Raw genomic sequence first — 16,369 nt, forward strand, 5'->3', positions numbered from 1 at the left:
GACACCCTTGCTCTTGGCTAATGGTTGGCGATTACATACCCCCATAACGGACTTACACCGTCTAGTTTATCGCCATGCGTGGCGCACCAAAAAATCCCGCCCCCTGGCGGGAGCGGGTTATCGTGTTATTTGTTGTCAATGCTTATTGGTAGATCAATTGTTCGTCGCGGTCTTCCACCCGGATCTTTCTCAGAAATTCGTCGAACCCATCTCCTTCGTGGTTGCTATAGGCACCGAAAGCATCTAGGACATAGCCCTTTTTGCCTTCACCATCTTCCATCACGTACACCACGCTGGAATCGGAGGGGTCGGACTCTCCTTCAAAGCGGTAGGTTTTAATGATGATCAGGTCTTCAGGATTATAGATCTTACCGGTTTTCGGGCTTTGCATGCGCCCATGGTCCGACATTTTAAATTCATCGTCCAATCCTTTTTCGCGGAGTTTTTCCAACACGCGGCTGAGGGTGGTCATTTCTGCTGGCTTTTCCATAAAGTACGGTATTAGTTCGATAGGGCTAAGACACAAATCATGCCGGTCGAAGCGCATGGGCATCCGGTAATACCCTCCTGCCCTATACCATTCCTTAACTCAAAGCCGCTCCTACTTTCAGCAACAGGTCTTTGGTTTTGCGTATGCCTTCTTCTTCGGTGAACTGGGTTCCTTCGTATTCTACCCCTACGTAACCATGGTAGCCGGCAGCTTTTACGATGCCCATCATCTTCAGGTAATCGGTTTCTGTGCAGTTGCCGGCGGCATCGAAATCGTACGTTTTAGCACTTACGCCGGCGGCGTAAGGCATTAGTTCCGTAACACCCTTATAGCGGTCATATTCTTCCTCGCAGGTTTCGTGTCCGTTCACAGGGGTGCCACGTTTCAGGCAAAAATTGCCAAAATCCGGCAGGGAGCCGCCATTGGGTACTTGTTTCAGCACACCGGCCAGCCAGGCCCCGTTAGAAGAAATGCCGCCATGGTTTTCCACGATTACCTGGATATTGTGGGGTTTGGCAAATGCGGCCAATTGCTGCAGGCCTTCTACACTGGCAGCGGCTACGACGGCAGGGTCGCCTTCGCGGCCTGCATTTACCCGAATGGCATGACAGCCCAGGTATGCAGCGGCTTCCACCCATTTATAGTGATTCTCCACCGCTTGTTTGCGGAGTTTATCATCGCTGTGTCCCAACTCTCCTTCCCCATCGCACATAATCAGCACACTGCGCACATCATTGTCGGTGCAGCGTTGTTTCAGGTTGGCGAGATAGGCTTTATCGGTGGCTTTGTCTTTAAAAAATTGGTTTACATACTCCACGGCGTGGATGTCGAACTCCTTGGCGGCCCGCAGGGGAAAGTCCAGGTGATTCATTTTTCCGGAAAAAAGGGCTTTATGAAAAGACCATTCTGCCAAGGAGATCTTAAAGAACAGGTCTTGTTCCGTGGGCTGCTCTTTTGCAGCAGTGCCAGTCCGGGTGGCGGCATTGGCAAATCCAGGCATTACGGCGGCGCCCATGGTAAATAGGCCAAGCTGACGCAGAAAGTCTCTGCGGTTGGGTACGGAACGGTGTTGCATGAAGCAGTTTTTTTTTGCGTGGAAAAAATAATACAATCCGTGGCATGGTAATGCTACCTAAACAAAATACGTTTTTTCAGCGGAAAGTAAAAGTATGGTGGATGGATGGCCACCATGCGAGAAATTCCGCAAAACATCAACGCTAAGTGGAACCACCGAACGTGTTTTACGGGAGCAATACTTTCTACTACATTTAATTGAACGACTGTTTACATGTGGAAGGTGAAATATGGGTTTTCTTTTTAAACAGATGGTGAAACGACTGCGGGTAATTGGTAGGTAATTCCAGAAACGGATAAATTGAAAGAAGTTTATCAATATGACAGGATGCCTGTCGGAATAATTTATAGAATGCTAAGCAACGACGGTTTGTAAAGGATATTGTAGTAAAAAAACGAGAAGTACCAAGCCGCCTATTGGTTTGCATCAATAAGAATGACAGGGTTTTAAAAAAGGATCGGCCCGAGAAGAATCAAAGGCCGATTAAATATATATCCATTGTTTGTTAACCCAACGTAAAATTCGGAATTTGAATTTAATATTTATGTTAACTGCTAGTTAACGTAAAAAGCTTACTCCTAGGGCATTCGCAAGGTTACCGGTTTCTCAGAATCGTATATAATTATTTTGTAATTGTATAACTACAAAAAAAAATATTTCAAACAATAGGATTCCTAATTATAGGTGAGCAGTATTTTGGATTTGCAAATCCTCTTCAACCGGCCCCCACACCCTACTGGCAATCCTAAAAAATTTACTATGTTTGTTTTCACTATGCAGGAAAATGGAACGATCGTCCAGGCAAGGGCGATTTTGAAGCAATACTTCGGCTACGAACAATTCCGGCCGTTGCAGGAAGAAATTATCGAAAAAATTCTACAACAGCAGGACGTGCTGGTGCTGATGCCTACCGGCGGGGGAAAGTCTATTTGTTACCAGGTACCCGCCCTGGTGTTTCCCGGGCTTACCATTGTGATATCCCCCCTCATTGCCCTTATGAAAGACCAGGTAACAGCGTTGAAAGCCAATGGAATTGGCGCGGCTTACCTGAATAGTACCATTGGAATGGACGAAGAGCAGTGGATTAAACACGAATGCGTGCAGGGGCGTATTAAGCTCCTGTATATATCGCCAGAAAGGCTACAGACGGAACTTCGCGCTTTTTTGCCCGGATTGCCGGTGAGCCTTATTGCCATTGATGAGGCCCATTGTATTTCCCAATGGGGGCATGATTTCAGGCCGGAGTATACCCAACTGGCCAGTTTGAAGACCTATTTCCCGAAAACACCCCTGGTGGCCCTCACGGCCACAGCCGACAAAACCACCCGGAAAGATATCCTGCAACAACTGGCATTGCCGCAGGCCAATGTGTTCCTGGCTTCTTTTGACCGACCTAACCTGAGCCTGCAAGTACGCAGTAATATACAAAAGCGGGAAAAGATGGAGGAAATCAAGGATTTTATCCAGTCCCGCCCACAGGACAATGGCATTATTTACTGCATGAGCCGCAAAACCACGGAGGAGGTGGCGGCGGAACTCGGTGCCGCACTGCGGCCCCAGGGCATTTCAGTAGCTTACTATCATGCCGGTATGCCTGCCGATTACCGCGACGCGGTACAACAGGACTTCATCAACGACCGTGTGCAGGTGATGTGCGCCACCATTGCTTTTGGCATGGGGATAGACAAGAGTAATGTGCGCTGGGTTATGCATTACAACCTACCCCGCAATATGGAAGGTTATTACCAGGAAATAGGCCGGGCCGGGCGCGATGGGCTGCCCAGCGATACCATCCTGTATTTTAATATGGGCGATCTGAACATGCTGACCCGTTTTGCCCAGGAAAGCGGGCAGCAGGAGATGAACATGGAAAAGTTAAACCGCATGCGTCAATATGCCGAGGCTAATACCTGCCGGCGCAAGGTGCTGCTCTCCTATTTTGGCGAAACGCTGGAGCAGCAGTGTAATAATTGCGATGTATGCGCCAATCCCCGCTCCTTCTTTGATGGCACCCTGCTCACCCAAAAGGCCTTGAGTGCCCTGCTAAGGCTACATGAACGCGTGGGTAGCCAAATGCTCATCGACGTGCTGCGCGGCTCCCAACGGGCGGAGATATTGCAGCATGGCTACGATAAGATTAAAACCTACGGCGCCGGCGCCGACGTGAGTAACCGCGACTGGCAGCAGTACTTGTTACAACTGCTAGACCAGGGTATTGTAGAAATAGCCTATGACGAAAATTTTACCATGAAGGTGACCGACTTTGGTAAAACCATCCTGGCAGAAAAGCGCAGTGTGCAACTGACCCGCCCCGTGGATTTTGTACCCAGCAAACCCACCAAAGAAAAAAACACCAGGGAAAAGAAAGCTAAACAGGACATACCGGCAGACGAGCAGCTATTTGAAGCGCTGCGTAAACTGCGCTACGGCATAGCCAAAGAAGAAAATATACCTGCCTATGTGATCTTTAACGATAACACGCTGAAGGAAATGGCAGCCCATATGCCGGTTAATATGAACGCTTTGAAACGCATCCCTGGCGTAGGTGATGCCAAGGCCGCCAGGTATGGCGAACGCTTTACTCACGCCATCCAGGATTTCATGTACACTTACCAAAAAAAAGATACTTATAGCCAAACCTGGGAGCTGTATGAGCAAGGGCTATCCGTGGAAGACATTGCCACGCAGCGGGGACTTACGCAGAATACGATTATCCTGCATTTGCAACACTGGGCGGAGAAAGGAAAGGAAGTGCGTTTTCAGGACCTGGTGGCACCAGACCTGTTGCTGAAAATGCGGCCCGTGTATGCCCAGTTGCAGGTGACCGACAAGTTAAAACCTTATTATGAGCACTTTAACGGCACAGTGTCTTACGATGAGATCAGGCTGGCCTTACTGGCCTTACAGGAAAGGTAATGGCTGGGAAGCCAGCCCTTTTCAGGGCCGGTAGCCCACACACTCGTACACCATAAAGGTGCGTACTACGGCCCCATTCCGCATTACCACAATGCGTTTCAAAGGGATTACCTTTTCAAAATATTGATTGATCTCCACCGGGTAGGAGGTTGTCTTAGGCACCGGCCTAAAACCGTTGTTATTCGAATCCACGAACAGGGCGCTGCGTCCTTTCAGTGAATGTAAGTCAGTGCCAACAAAGTCGAATTGCAGGGCCGGGCGGTGAAGGATATTTACACTGTACACCTCTTCGTTCAGGTAGAAATTGAGTACGGCGGAGGTTTTATAATCGTCTGCCGAAAAAATAAAATGATTTGGATATAACGTTTGGATGCTGCGCATTTCACTGGCCAGGGTATCCCAGCCCACCCAGGTATCGTCTGAACGGATGGGTACAAGGTAAAACAACACCTCTACGGCCAGCACTCCATGTACTACCAGGGAAAAAATATACTGGACCCGCAGCCACTTTTGTGAGCAGTAAATGCTTACCCAGATAATGCCCGTCAGGTAAGCCGGCATCATCCAGTTTAGTTTCACCCAATAAAAAGGCGACAATAAAAAGAACCCGAGAAACAGGGGTACAAAAAAGCTGAGCAGGAATAACTGATGCGCGGAAATGCGCTTCCAACGCAGGAACACCCGCCCTATGGTTTTCCAAAGCAATATCACCAGCGCAAAGAATAGCACTGGCAATAAAATGGCGCTTTGGTGTCCTATAACTCCCAGAAAATCCAGGGGATGTATTTGTACATGGCTGCCCGCTGCCTGCATACGGGAGGAAGATTGAAAGCGGAAAGAGGCGAACCCGTTTTGTACGTTCCAGATGATCACTGGCAGGGTCATGATACCAAAAGACAATAGCGTACCCACATACCAGCGGGAAAACAACCACCGGCGATGCGCGGCAGACAGCAGTAAAAACAAGGTAAGCCCCGCTGGCAGGAATACTGCCGTGTATTTACTATCGAAAGAAAGGCCCATGAAAATACCGGCCATTATCCAACTGGCTTTCTTTTCCCGGAAAATGGCCTGGTATAAAAAACACAGGGATAAGCACCACATCAGCAGCAAAGGAATGTCTGGAGTAGACACCAAGCTGAGGATGGTGATCATGAAAGTAGACATTAAAAGCAGCAAAGCACGCTGCCGGCGCCCGTCCGGCAGGAAGTAACCAGCCAGTTGATAGAACACTACCATCATTAAGTTGGTGACCACCGTATCGGCCAGCTTTAGGGCAAAGACATGCCGCCCGAAAACGGTGGTAAAGATGCGGAGCATCCAGGCCACAGCTGGCGGATGATCGAAGTAAGACAGGGAAAGATGCTGGCTGTAAAAAAAGTAATAAGCATCCTGGGGCATCATACCCATGAGCGGAACAAAAGCGAGCCGCAACACCGTAATACACAACACAGCGATCCACAAAAAGCGGTCTTTTTTCAAACCAGCTATAAAACGATTATCCATTATCTTTTCCTTAAAAAGCATTCCTGTGGCAAAGAATGCGACTATGCCCTCCGGCCGATTAACTGCTAAAAACGATGATAATTCTGTTGATACGCTGAAGTGGTGGGTTACACCAGTTTCCGTAAACACATGATTGGGTTAAAAGTACATTAAAATAACATTAGAACATAGTACAAACAAAAATGCTACCAGCTAAGGGTGATAGACCCTTGCTGGTAGCATTTTTTTTAGCAGTCTTACACGTTCACTAATTAAACAGGTGTATGGTGAGTGCCACTTCAAATGTACCATCTACATAAGATTTTATTCCCCCTGTCTGGGAGGTATAAAATCCCTGTAAACCCAGGATAGACTTATACCTAAAGCCCACACCGGCTGTAAAACTTTTTGTGGTGTGGTATAAGCCAGTAATGTTAAAAGCATTATGCAGGAAAGCTACATTGGCGCCAAAGTCAAAAATATCGTCGTACCCTTTCACACTGCGGTAGGCCACCTTGGGTTCCACCGTGCTTACGGCATCACCGGTAAGGAAGCGGTATCCTACGGCGGAATAGAAGATAGTACCTCCATTCACCGCATCGTTAGGATCTTTTTTGATCATGCTGATCACGTTGGGCAGGGAGGCCTGTACGGTGAGGTGGGGGGCGGTGTAGGCCATGCCATACTCGCCATCAAAATAATTATCGCGTTGATTGTAGCGGGCCACGGAGGGGTCGGAATTATCGCCATTAATATTTTTGCGGTCTATGAAAGTTGTATTAAAAGCCAGCGTTAGTCCAAAGTGTATTTGTTTGGCAGGGTCGTTCAGGGGTAAATGATAGGCGTAAGATAAGCCTACCCTTGTGCGTTGGATAAGGCCTGCCTGGTCATTAAAAATATTGAGTCCCAGCCCTACCCTTTTGCCGGCATACATATCTGCCGTCAGGTATTTAGTTTCCGGCGCCCCCTGTATGTCCGACCATTGCCGGCGGTAGGCGGCGTTGATGTGCAAGCCCGTATCCAGCCCTGCCATGGCGGGGTTGGCGAGATATTGATTCTGGAAATACTGCGTAGCCGAAGGCTCCAGCAGCGCGGGAGTGCTGTTGGTAGATTGGGCAAGGGCGGAAAACTGCCAGCTCATGCAGAGGGCAACCACCAGCAGGCCTGCCAGGCAACGTACCCTTATCCAACGCGTAAGGGCCAGCGCCGGAGTTCCCTGCTGCGCTACTTCCGCTTTATGCTTATAGTTTATAATTTTCATTGTACAACGTCTAAACGTAAACCTTATTAATATTTATCGCGGATAATCGTTATGTAACCCTTGGCAATATGCTGGCCCGGGCCATAATCGATGATGTAATAGTAAGTACCCTCAGCCAGTGGTTGCCCATTCACGGTGCCCTTCCAGTCGTTGGTGTAGTTTTTCTTGTTATACACCAGGCGGCCCGTACGGTCGAAGATTTTTACTTCATTATTCGGGAACAGGTCTATATTTTTCACCACCCAATGATCATTCTTGCCGTCTCCGTTTGGCGTAAGGATGTTGAGGGCGTTTTCCGATATTTCGGAAGACACCTGCAACGACACGGAAGCCGTGTTCGTACAGCCGGCATCGTTAGTCACCGTTACGCTGTAGGTGGCGCTAGACAGAGGCCTTACGCTGATGGTAGCAGTACCCTGGCCGCTAATGATATCGGCCGTACCTGTCCAGGCGTACCGGGTAGCCTGATCACTGTTGGCCTCCAGGCTTACATAATCGCCTTTGTTGATAGACAGGCCTACATTGCTGGTGATGGTCAGTGCCGGTGGCTGGGCAATGCTGAGGGTAAAGCTGGTGCTGCGGGTGTCTAGGCCCCCGTTTGCCGTTCCGCCATTGTCTTTCACCGTTACCGTGATCTGTGCTATGCCGTACTCCCCTTCTTTTATGGTGTAATGAATGGTAGCCTTGCCGGCACCATCATCGGAAATGGAGAGGGTTTCGAAAAGAGGCTTATTGGAGGATACCGCCAGCGTGTAAGTTTGTCCTGCCTCTACTGCGGATATACCACTTACCGCGATGGTCTGATCATCGGTGGTGGCACATACCGTGGCATTGCTCACCGGGTTAATCACTGGTGCCTGGTTTACAAAGTTTACGGTAATGGTAAAGTCTTTCTCAAATGTTTGCCCATTACTGTCGGTGGTACGGATGCGAATGCTGTAGCTGGACTTCGCCGCATAGTCAATGGCAGCATTGGTTTGCAACTGGCTTCCACTGATGTTGAAGGCTGCGTCATCCGCGCCGCCAGCCAGCGTGTAGGTAAAGGTTACGGCTGGCTGCGCTGTAGTGCTGCCCAAAGTGCCCACGGTGGTGTGTAGCGGGGAACGGTCGTTTACGGTATTGTTGCTTAGGGTAATGTCTGTGGGTGACAGGAATCTCGGAACGATCTTCACCTGTACCGGCACTTGGATGCTGGTGTTGTAGCCATCGGACACCGTAACCTGGAAGGTGATAGTTTGGTTAACGAGCTGGTTCAGCGCGGCTGTGTTTTTCACTGTAAGCTCGCCGGATGAAGCCTGTAGCGAGAAGGCTGCCAGGCCTGCTCCTGCTGCATCGTCGCTCACCAGTGTCCATGCCTGCAAGATACCTCCACCGGCAGGGTCATGACCAGCGAGGGTACCGGTGAGGGTGCCGGCGGCATCGTCGGTGGTGGCGGTGAATGCCTGTGCGGATGCGATCACGGGTGCCACGGCGTCTACCTTCACGTTGCTGGTATTGCCCACATTATTCAGGGTAAGTACGGCATCGTTACCCACTGCATCGCGGATGGTAGCGCTATTGCCTGTTATGGCCACTGGAAGGGATATGCCATCAGCATCTGCATCGCCCACCTGCACCGTGTAATTAAAGGTGGCGCTGGTAGGAGTGCTGCCTTGCAGCGTTGCTGCGTGCGTGTCGCTGCCGATCACCAGGTTGAGGAAGGGCGCACCCGTGATAGTGACCGGCTCACTGAATTGAACGGTGAAGCTCAGCACATCGCCGGCCACATAGGTCTTATTGAGGGGTACAATTACACTGGTTACTGTTGGCGCAGTGATATCATAGGTGAAAGTGAGGGTATTAGAAATAACGTTATCGTTGGTGGCGGCATCTTGTGCGGCGCCGGCTGGCACCTGTATGGTTACCGCTCCATCTGCATCAGGCGTGATGGTGGCGGTGTAGGTGATGTTATCCGCCGTTTGCAGGTTGCTGGCCGTACCGTTAGTAACATTGATATCTGCCGTAGATAGGCCGGTAACCGCCTCACTGAAGGTGATGGTAACGGGGATGGCTGTACGCAGTGGTGAAGTAGCGGTGCTGCTGAGTGTTACGGTAGGCGATTGGGCATCTACCAACACCTGGGCCGTGCTAGCTATGTTGTTTAGGGTGAGTACGGCAGCATTGCCCGCAGCATCGGTAAGCGTGCCACCATTGGCCAGCAGTGCGGCCCCTGGCGTTATCCCGTCGTTATCGTTATCGCCTGCTTTTACGGTATATGTGAAGGTCAATGCCGTGCTGCCGGTACCATCGGTATAATCTGCATTCACGGTGGAAGTACCAATCGTGATGGGCAGTTGGGGTACCCCGGTTACCGTTATATTTTCGGAGAAATGTACGGTGAAGGTTAGCTTATCACCCGCTTTATAAGTACCATTGGCAGGTATCGCTACACTGGTTACAGTGGGGGGAGTAAGGTCTACCACCAGGCTGTAAGTATTGCTCACCGGGCTACTATTTCCGGCGGCGTCAGTAGCGGTGGCGGTGTAGTTGTACGTTCCTGGTGCCAGGTCGCCGGTAGAGAATGTCCACTTACCAGAAGCATCTGCACGGGTTGTTACGGATACGGCACCATCACGGGAAATTTTTACCGTGCTATTGGCTTCTGCCGTGCCTTGCAGGACGTTGTTTGCCGTGTTAGACGGATTGTTACCATCTACGCCGGTAATTACGGGCGCTGCGGGAGGCGTGGCATCGTAGATAAAGGTGAGGAGATTGGATTCGATGTTATCGTTGTTGGCGGCATCGTGTGCGGCGCCGGCTGGCACCTGTATGGTTACCGCTCCATCTGCATCAGGAATGATGGTGACGGTGTAGGTAATGTAATTTGAAGTTACCAGGTACTTAAGCTTAATGTTGCTAATGGAGATACCTGACACGGTGAAATCGTTGACTTCCTCACTGAAGGTGATGATAACGGAGAAGGAAGTACCCAGTGGTGAAGTAGCGGTGCTGCTGAGTGTTACGGTAGGCGATTGGGCATCTACCAACACCTGGGCCGTGCTAGCTATGTTGTTTAGGGTGAGTACGGCAGCATTGCCCGCAGCATCGGTAAGCGTGCCACCATTGGCCAGCAGTGCGGCCCCTGGCGTTATCCCGTCGTTATCGTTATCGCCTGCTTTTACGGTATATGTGAAGGTCAATGCCGTGCTGCCGGTACCACCGGTATAATCTGCATTCACGGTGGAAGTACCAATCGTGATGGGTAGTTGGGGTACCCCGGTTACCGTTATATTTTCGGAGAAATGTACGGTGAAGGTTAGCTTATCACCCGCTTTATAAGTACCATTGGCAGGTATCGCTACACTGGTTACAGTGGGGGGAGTAAGGTCTACCACCAGGCTGTAAGTATTGCTCACCGGGCTACTATTTCCGGCGGCGTCAGTAGCGGTGGCGGTGTAGTTGTACGTTCCTGGTGCCAGGTCGCCGGTAGAGAATGTCCACTTACCAGAAGCATCTGCACGGGTTGTTACGGATACGGCACCATCACGGGAAATTTTTACCGTGCTATTGGCTTCTGCCGTGCCTTGCAGGACGTTGTTTGCCGTGTTAGACGGATTGTTACCATCTACGCCGGTAATTACGGGCGCTGCGGGAGGCGTGGCATCGTAGGTATAGGTGAGGAGATTGGATTTGGTGTTATCGTTGGTGGCGGCATCTTGTGCGGCGCCGGCGGGCACCTGTACCGTTACCGTTCCATCTGCCGCAGGCGTGATGGTGGCGGTGTAGGTGATGTTATCCGCCGTTTGCAGGTTGCTGGCCGTACCGTTAGTAACATTGATATCTGCCGTAGATAGGCCGGTAACCGCCTCACTGAAGGTGATGGTAACGGGGATGGCTGTACGCAGTGGTGAAGTAGCGGTGCTGCTGAGTGTTACGGTAGGCGCATATTGGTCTATCGTGTAAACCTCTCCGCCGGTAAAAGGTGCATTGGTAATTTGCGGAGTTATACCGTTGCCGGTCAAATCCAACCGGATGGTGCCATTGCCGGCAATGGGATCAACGGTAACGGTATACACGCTGCCGCTTACGGGCGTTACGCTCTTTATGCTTGCACCAACACCGCCGGTGGTGGTTAAGGAGAAACTGGAAGCAGTTACCCCCGTAACGTCACTGGAAAAGGTAACGGTATAGGTTACCGAAGGGGCATTGGTGATGGACGAAGGTAAAGCGCGATCAATAGACTTAACTGTAACATTTTGTGTTGAAAGGCGGTGTAGCCTGCCTTGTAAACCATTAGACTGGTCTACATCTGCGGTATAGATTTCTGCATTATCGCGGATGGCCAGTCCCAGCGGATAAGTAAGCCCGTCTTGAGGAGTGAGTATTAGACCTGAATATAATGAGAGGCCGGGTTTTGAAAGATCATCGTATACGCGTACTTCGTAAGCCGTTTTGCCGGAATTATATTCAACCGTATAAAATTTTTGATTACTTCCCATAGCCAGCGCGGTATATCCATTGCCTGCCTGCATAACAGAAAGATCAGAACTGGCATAGGGAGGGGCTAGCTTGAGGATGTCGCCTCCCACATCAAAAGAACCGGTTCCTTCTAAGAACGTGGTGAAGTAAATGTTTTTAGCGGCATCTACCACCAGTCCCCAGGGTTCTGAGGTCAATAAAGTTCCGGCATCTTTTGGCACCACCGGTAAGCCATGCCAGAGCAGTGACCCCTGGTTGGATCCTGCGCTATAAAAGCTCACGCCATAATTGGCGGTTCCGTCGTATTCCAGGGTATAAATATTATTATCGGCATCGTGGGTGATGGCGGTGTAATAGGCACCCTGCGCGAATGTGGATGCCGTGTAGGCACTCCCGTTTGGGGTTAGTTTTATGATCTGTCCTTTATTTTCCGTGCCGCTATTAAAAGCGTCCACTACGAATACATTTCCATTACCATCTACGGTAATGCCATAGGGGTATGTTTGGCTCAGCGCATCAGGGTTGGAGTGGAGGTTACTAAAGATCACCGTGGGCGTACCGGTGCCGTTGGTATATTTAGCGACCTCATATCCTGGCAGCGTACCGGGGCGTACTACATAGATATTGCCTGCATCGTCCTTAGCGATGGCCGTGTACCGGTCTGCCCGGGCAGATTCTACCAGTGCTTCCGTATATGTTTGAGCATGGCCGCTCAGGCCAGTCAGGCTGAGATAAACAACGAAAAAGCAGGTTTTCAGGAGGGTAAAAAATATACGCATAAGCGGGATGTATTAAACACAGAGGAAGGGGTTTTGCCACCCGGATACGCATTCCTGGTGAATGGCTTCAAATACAGGAGCATTGAAGTGCATACCTTTACCCTGATCAACAATAATTTTGTGTATTTTATGCTGGGTAATATTAATTTTCATGATATCGGCCTGTGGCAGTGCAAAGCCGGAAAGGGGATAAAAATTTTTTTCACCCCTTGGGCCTTTAATGGTATCCGCACGCAATGCTTTCTTCACGGTATCCCAATCTCCTTTGCGGGCGGGTGTAAGTAGTTCTTTCCATAACAGGCCTGCCTCATACCCCATCAGGCCAAAGATATTAGCGGGCTGCTGGCCTGCCTTTTCAAATGTTTTTACAAATTGTTGGTTTTCCTTGCTTTCATCATCGCGGTTCCACATCATGGCGGTATATAGTTCCATATTGATGTGCTGCACATCTTGTAAAATATCGTCGTATGCCATGGTTTCATTGAGCAGCAGGGGAAACTTTTTATGCATGCCTCGTTGCGCCCATTCTACTAGAAATTGGTTGCCCATATCGCCACAGAAAATGGCATGTACATAAGGGGGGGCTTGTTTTTCCAAGGCGTAAAAAATGGGGTCCAGGTTCATTGCCTGGGGGCGTTGCTCGTCGAAGGGCAGTATGGTTTTATGCAGATTTGCGCCCCCTGCAGCGACTATACCTTGCTGGAATGTATTAGCAAAGTGGTATCCTGCTTCATAAACAGGCATGATAAGATGTCCACCATCGCCATAATGTTGCTGCGCCCAGTAACCCAGGGCATATTCAGATTGCCACAACTGGTGGGAGGCATAAAAAATATCGGGACTGAGATAGGGAAAATGGGGCACGTATTCTCCCATGTCAAATAAAAAAGCGGTTTTCCGATGGCTCTCTACCATCGGTACCAGATCGGTCATAGACTTATAGCTGATTAAACCGGAGAGCAGGTCTACCTGGTCAAAAAACAGCAACTTACGGGCGGCTTGCAAGGTAGCCTGCAAGCCGCCCTGATGTGTATACTCCGGGCAGATTACTACGCTGCGCTGGCGAATGGGATCCAGGCCCATGCCCAGCAACCAACCCAGTACGAGGTGGGCGGAATAAAATGGATATATGCCAGAATAGGGCGTGAGAAAGCCAATTTTAAGAGGGCGCATGCAGGAGCCTTAGTTACGGGAAGGATATATACCTTGTAGTGCAATAATATAGTTTACACCCAGGTATGGATTTAAGTTATTAAATGGTACACTTCCACCGGTATTTCCAATCGTCACATCCGCTGTAACGGTGCCGGGCGATAAAAAAGTAGTGCCGTCTGGCGCGGCATATCCTTTTATGGCCTGAGCTCCAGGGCCGCTGCCCAGGGTGGGAAATTTTGCCAAAGACACGGTGCCGTCTGGCACATTGGTGGTGCCCACCTGGTTACTGGCCGGAAAGCTAGCTTTGGCATTGCTCAAGGTGGCAGCGTGGGTATGTAAAGGCATGTTAGTGGTTTTCAGTGAAACGCTTTCACTCCCCACCATTTCGCCCAAGCTAACATAAGACAGACCAACGCCTTGGCCCATTCCGCGCGGTACACGCCCACGGAGGTCTGGCAGGCAAAAAGAGCTGCTTCCATTGCCACCGTACAATGTGCCTAAGATCGAAAATAAAGCCGTGTTCTGGCTAATGCTGAGAGCCTGACCCTGGCAAAATGCAAAACCATTTATTGCATAATTGCCTCCAAATATGAAGATAAGCGCCATGTAAACATCCATAAGAATATTCGTTTTATGATAATGAAATTAAGTTGATAACAAAGTATAAGCACAACTGCATGCCTGGGGTTCACTAGGTATAGCCAATGGTCAATCCCTTATCCAGGCTGGCAATTGCAGCGTGGCATCCGGGCTGCGCAAAGTTTTGCGGGCAAAGGATTGCAGCCTGCTCATCGCCAACGTTTGATAGAGGGCGTCCGCCGTTGGGCCGCCAGTTTTTAAGGATGCAATGGCATGATCAAAAGCCAGGGCGGAAGCAGGTAAGCTGCTGATTGGCTTATGCGCTTCCAGATAGGGCCTGCCGGCTTCCCACTGATGGCAGGCCAGCATTTCGGTACGTTGCAGCACCCTACCGCTTTCCAGCCATTGGCCTTTACTACCCTGTAGCCGGAAGCCAATGGCCACCGGCGATTGGCCCATATGGCCCGCCTGTAATTTCAAAGATTGTCCGCTGGCGGTAGTGGCTTCCAATACTGGCAACCGGCCATGCTGGTGTACCAGGTAAGGCTGTCCCTTACGCCCTACCCGCTGGGTGATGTATTCCATAGTTTCTTTACGCAGGCTTAGCTGCACAAAAGGATTTGCAGTATCTACGCCCAGCATAGACACTGCACTGGAAGCGCCTTGCAGGGCATAACGGTGCCCTGGCAATTGTGCACAATGCACGCCGGTATGAATTTGCAGGATGTCACCAAACAAACCGGTTTTCACCATTTGTTGCAAGGCTTGCTGATCTTCGTGAAAGTCGGTTTCATTCAGGGTGATGTACTGCCTGCCGTGTTGCAGGCTGGCAAGGGCCAGTGCATCATGCCCTTGTGGCGTAGTGGCGGCCACTGGCCCACACAGCACATGTTTGCCCGCGCGCAGGGCGGCAAGCGCCATCACACCATGCCATTGCCAGGGCGTGGCTATCAGCACGGCGTCTATGTCTTTGCGTTGCACCAACTGCTGCCAGTGCGTACATAACGAAGGGGAGGAAAAACTGCAAGATGATAAGGCCAGCGCACGCTGCACGGCATCCGGTTCACAAAGCGCCCGCACCTGCACACCAGGGTGGCGCAGGGCATGGCCCAGGCAGTCGCGGCCCCATTGGCCACAACCAATAATGCCTATACGAATACTAGATGACGCCCGTAAAAAACCTTGTGATAAAATACTGAAAGCTGCACCCAATACGGCCGCTTGCCGCAGGAATGCCCTTCTCGGAGAATGATCCATAGAATAGCATATAGGATATTATAACGAAAACAGGATAAACAAAATACGAATCGATCCATTTTACAGCGCACCTGCGCACTTCATAGCGAATAAGACAGACAATGTTGAATGAAAATCAGAACAAATATAAAAAAGATTCCGAATACAATTATTTTTAAATTTGTTTAAATCAGTGGGCAGATACCCTAATAGTATTTGATTTGGCAGTAGCTCAGCGCTTAATTTGTAGCATTCCTGGTTTTACGCAACCTGGCCACAAAATGGAAAATCGTTTTTTACAACTTCCCTATTTTTTATAAACAGATAGCCGGCACCTTTGTTTTTATGATACGTTGCGCGCATGATATCCCAGCGTTCCTTTTGTATTGCTGTACCGGCATCCCACAGCGGTATTGCGCTCGCAGCAACGGCGGCGGGGCAGGCATGCAGTACCGTACCTGCTGCCAGCGGCCATGTTCGGCTGGGAACCGGCTAACGAACCGCTTATTTCCCTGGATGCCTACATGTGTAAAGTGTTGGATACCTATTATCAACGCATGCTGCTCATGGCCCGGCAGGATGCAAATACCTTGCTGCTGAATTATAACTTGGGCCCCTTGCCCATCCTGGAGCAGTTTTGCGCATTCACCGGCACCCGGCTTCCGGCATCGTTGCTGGAAGAAGCGTATACCCGCTCCCGTTATCATGGCAAATATCCTGGTGCGCTTTTTACCCCCTACCTTCCACTGCAAAACCCACCCCCATTCCTGCAAGCCGCCCTGGAAAGTTATGCGCAGCTGGTTACTATTGCATAGCCATCCACACCTCCACTTCCGGAGCCGGGCATTGGCGGAGTAAGTCTATAGACTTTTGCGCAGCCCCTTGCCCGGTTTCCGGGCTGGTATGCTGCAACAGGTCTGGAAGCCGTGGCATAA

Annotated in this window: 11 protein-coding genes; 2 read left to right on the forward strand and 9 right to left on the reverse strand. The window is 50.2% G+C overall.

Annotated elements, in window-relative coordinates; genetic code table 11:
* Positions 1-142: 142 nt before the first annotated feature.
* Both GA0116948_RS11170 and GA0116948_RS11175 read right to left on the reverse strand, forming a co-directional pair.
* On the reverse strand, positions 143-490 hold the full coding sequence (locus tag GA0116948_RS11170) for a hypothetical protein (protein ID WP_089712160.1): 348 nt from the start codon (positions 488-490) through the stop codon (positions 143-145).
* 94 nt (positions 491-584) lie between these two features.
* Positions 585-1,565 carry a sugar phosphate isomerase/epimerase family protein gene (locus GA0116948_RS11175; protein ID WP_205686191.1) on the reverse strand — a complete coding sequence of 327 codons (981 nt, stop codon included), beginning with the start codon at positions 1,563-1,565 and terminating at the stop codon, positions 585-587.
* 759 nt (positions 1,566-2,324) lie between these two features.
* Between GA0116948_RS11175 and recQ the strand changes: the two genes are divergently transcribed.
* Positions 2,325-4,481: a DNA helicase RecQ gene (gene recQ / locus GA0116948_RS11180; RefSeq protein ID WP_205686192.1), complete on the forward strand. Its 2,157-nt coding sequence runs from the start codon at positions 2,325-2,327 to the stop codon at positions 4,479-4,481.
* Between the two features lie 21 nt (positions 4,482-4,502).
* Here recQ and GA0116948_RS11185 read toward each other — a convergent pair whose 3' ends face one another.
* From GA0116948_RS11185 to GA0116948_RS11210, 6 genes are all read right to left on the reverse strand, one after another.
* Positions 4,503-5,987: an ArnT family glycosyltransferase gene (locus GA0116948_RS11185; protein WP_165798549.1), complete on the reverse strand. Its 1,485-nt coding sequence runs from the start codon at positions 5,985-5,987 to the stop codon at positions 4,503-4,505.
* Positions 5,988-6,234: 247 nt separating this feature from the next.
* A complete protein-coding gene (locus GA0116948_RS11190) occupies positions 6,235-7,227 on the reverse strand; it encodes a PorP/SprF family type IX secretion system membrane protein (protein WP_089712164.1) in 993 nt (330 codons plus the stop codon).
* 26 nt (positions 7,228-7,253) lie between these two features.
* On the reverse strand, positions 7,254-12,464 hold the full coding sequence (locus tag GA0116948_RS11195; protein ID WP_089712165.1) for an Ig-like domain-containing protein: 5,211 nt from the start codon (positions 12,462-12,464) through the stop codon (positions 7,254-7,256).
* A 12-nt stretch (positions 12,465-12,476) separates the two neighbouring features.
* On the reverse strand, positions 12,477-13,637 hold the full coding sequence (locus GA0116948_RS11200) for an ABC transporter substrate-binding protein (protein WP_089712167.1): 1,161 nt from the start codon (positions 13,635-13,637) through the stop codon (positions 12,477-12,479).
* A 9-nt stretch (positions 13,638-13,646) separates the two neighbouring features.
* A complete protein-coding gene (locus GA0116948_RS11205) occupies positions 13,647-14,237 on the reverse strand; it encodes a phage tail protein (protein WP_089712169.1) in 591 nt (196 codons plus the stop codon).
* Positions 14,238-14,327: 90 nt separating this feature from the next.
* A complete protein-coding gene (locus GA0116948_RS11210; protein WP_089712171.1) occupies positions 14,328-15,455 on the reverse strand; it encodes a Gfo/Idh/MocA family protein in 1,128 nt (375 codons plus the stop codon).
* Between the two features lie 452 nt (positions 15,456-15,907).
* On the opposite strand from GA0116948_RS11210, the gene GA0116948_RS11215 reads away from it, so the two are divergent.
* Positions 15,908-16,249, forward strand: coding sequence for a hypothetical protein (locus GA0116948_RS11215; RefSeq protein WP_123891783.1), 342 nt, complete (start codon positions 15,908-15,910; stop codon positions 16,247-16,249).
* On the opposite strand, the gene GA0116948_RS21685 is transcribed toward GA0116948_RS11215, so the two are convergent.
* Entirely contained in the window at positions 16,239-16,367 is a 129-nt protein-coding gene (locus GA0116948_RS21685; protein ID WP_262487112.1) for a hypothetical protein, read from the reverse strand. The genes GA0116948_RS11215 and GA0116948_RS21685 overlap by 11 nt on opposite strands.
* Positions 16,368-16,369 lie beyond the last annotated feature (2 nt).

This window comes from Chitinophaga costaii (assembly GCF_900094705.1).
GTDB classification, from domain to species: domain Bacteria; phylum Bacteroidota; class Bacteroidia; order Chitinophagales; family Chitinophagaceae; genus Chitinophaga; species Chitinophaga costaii.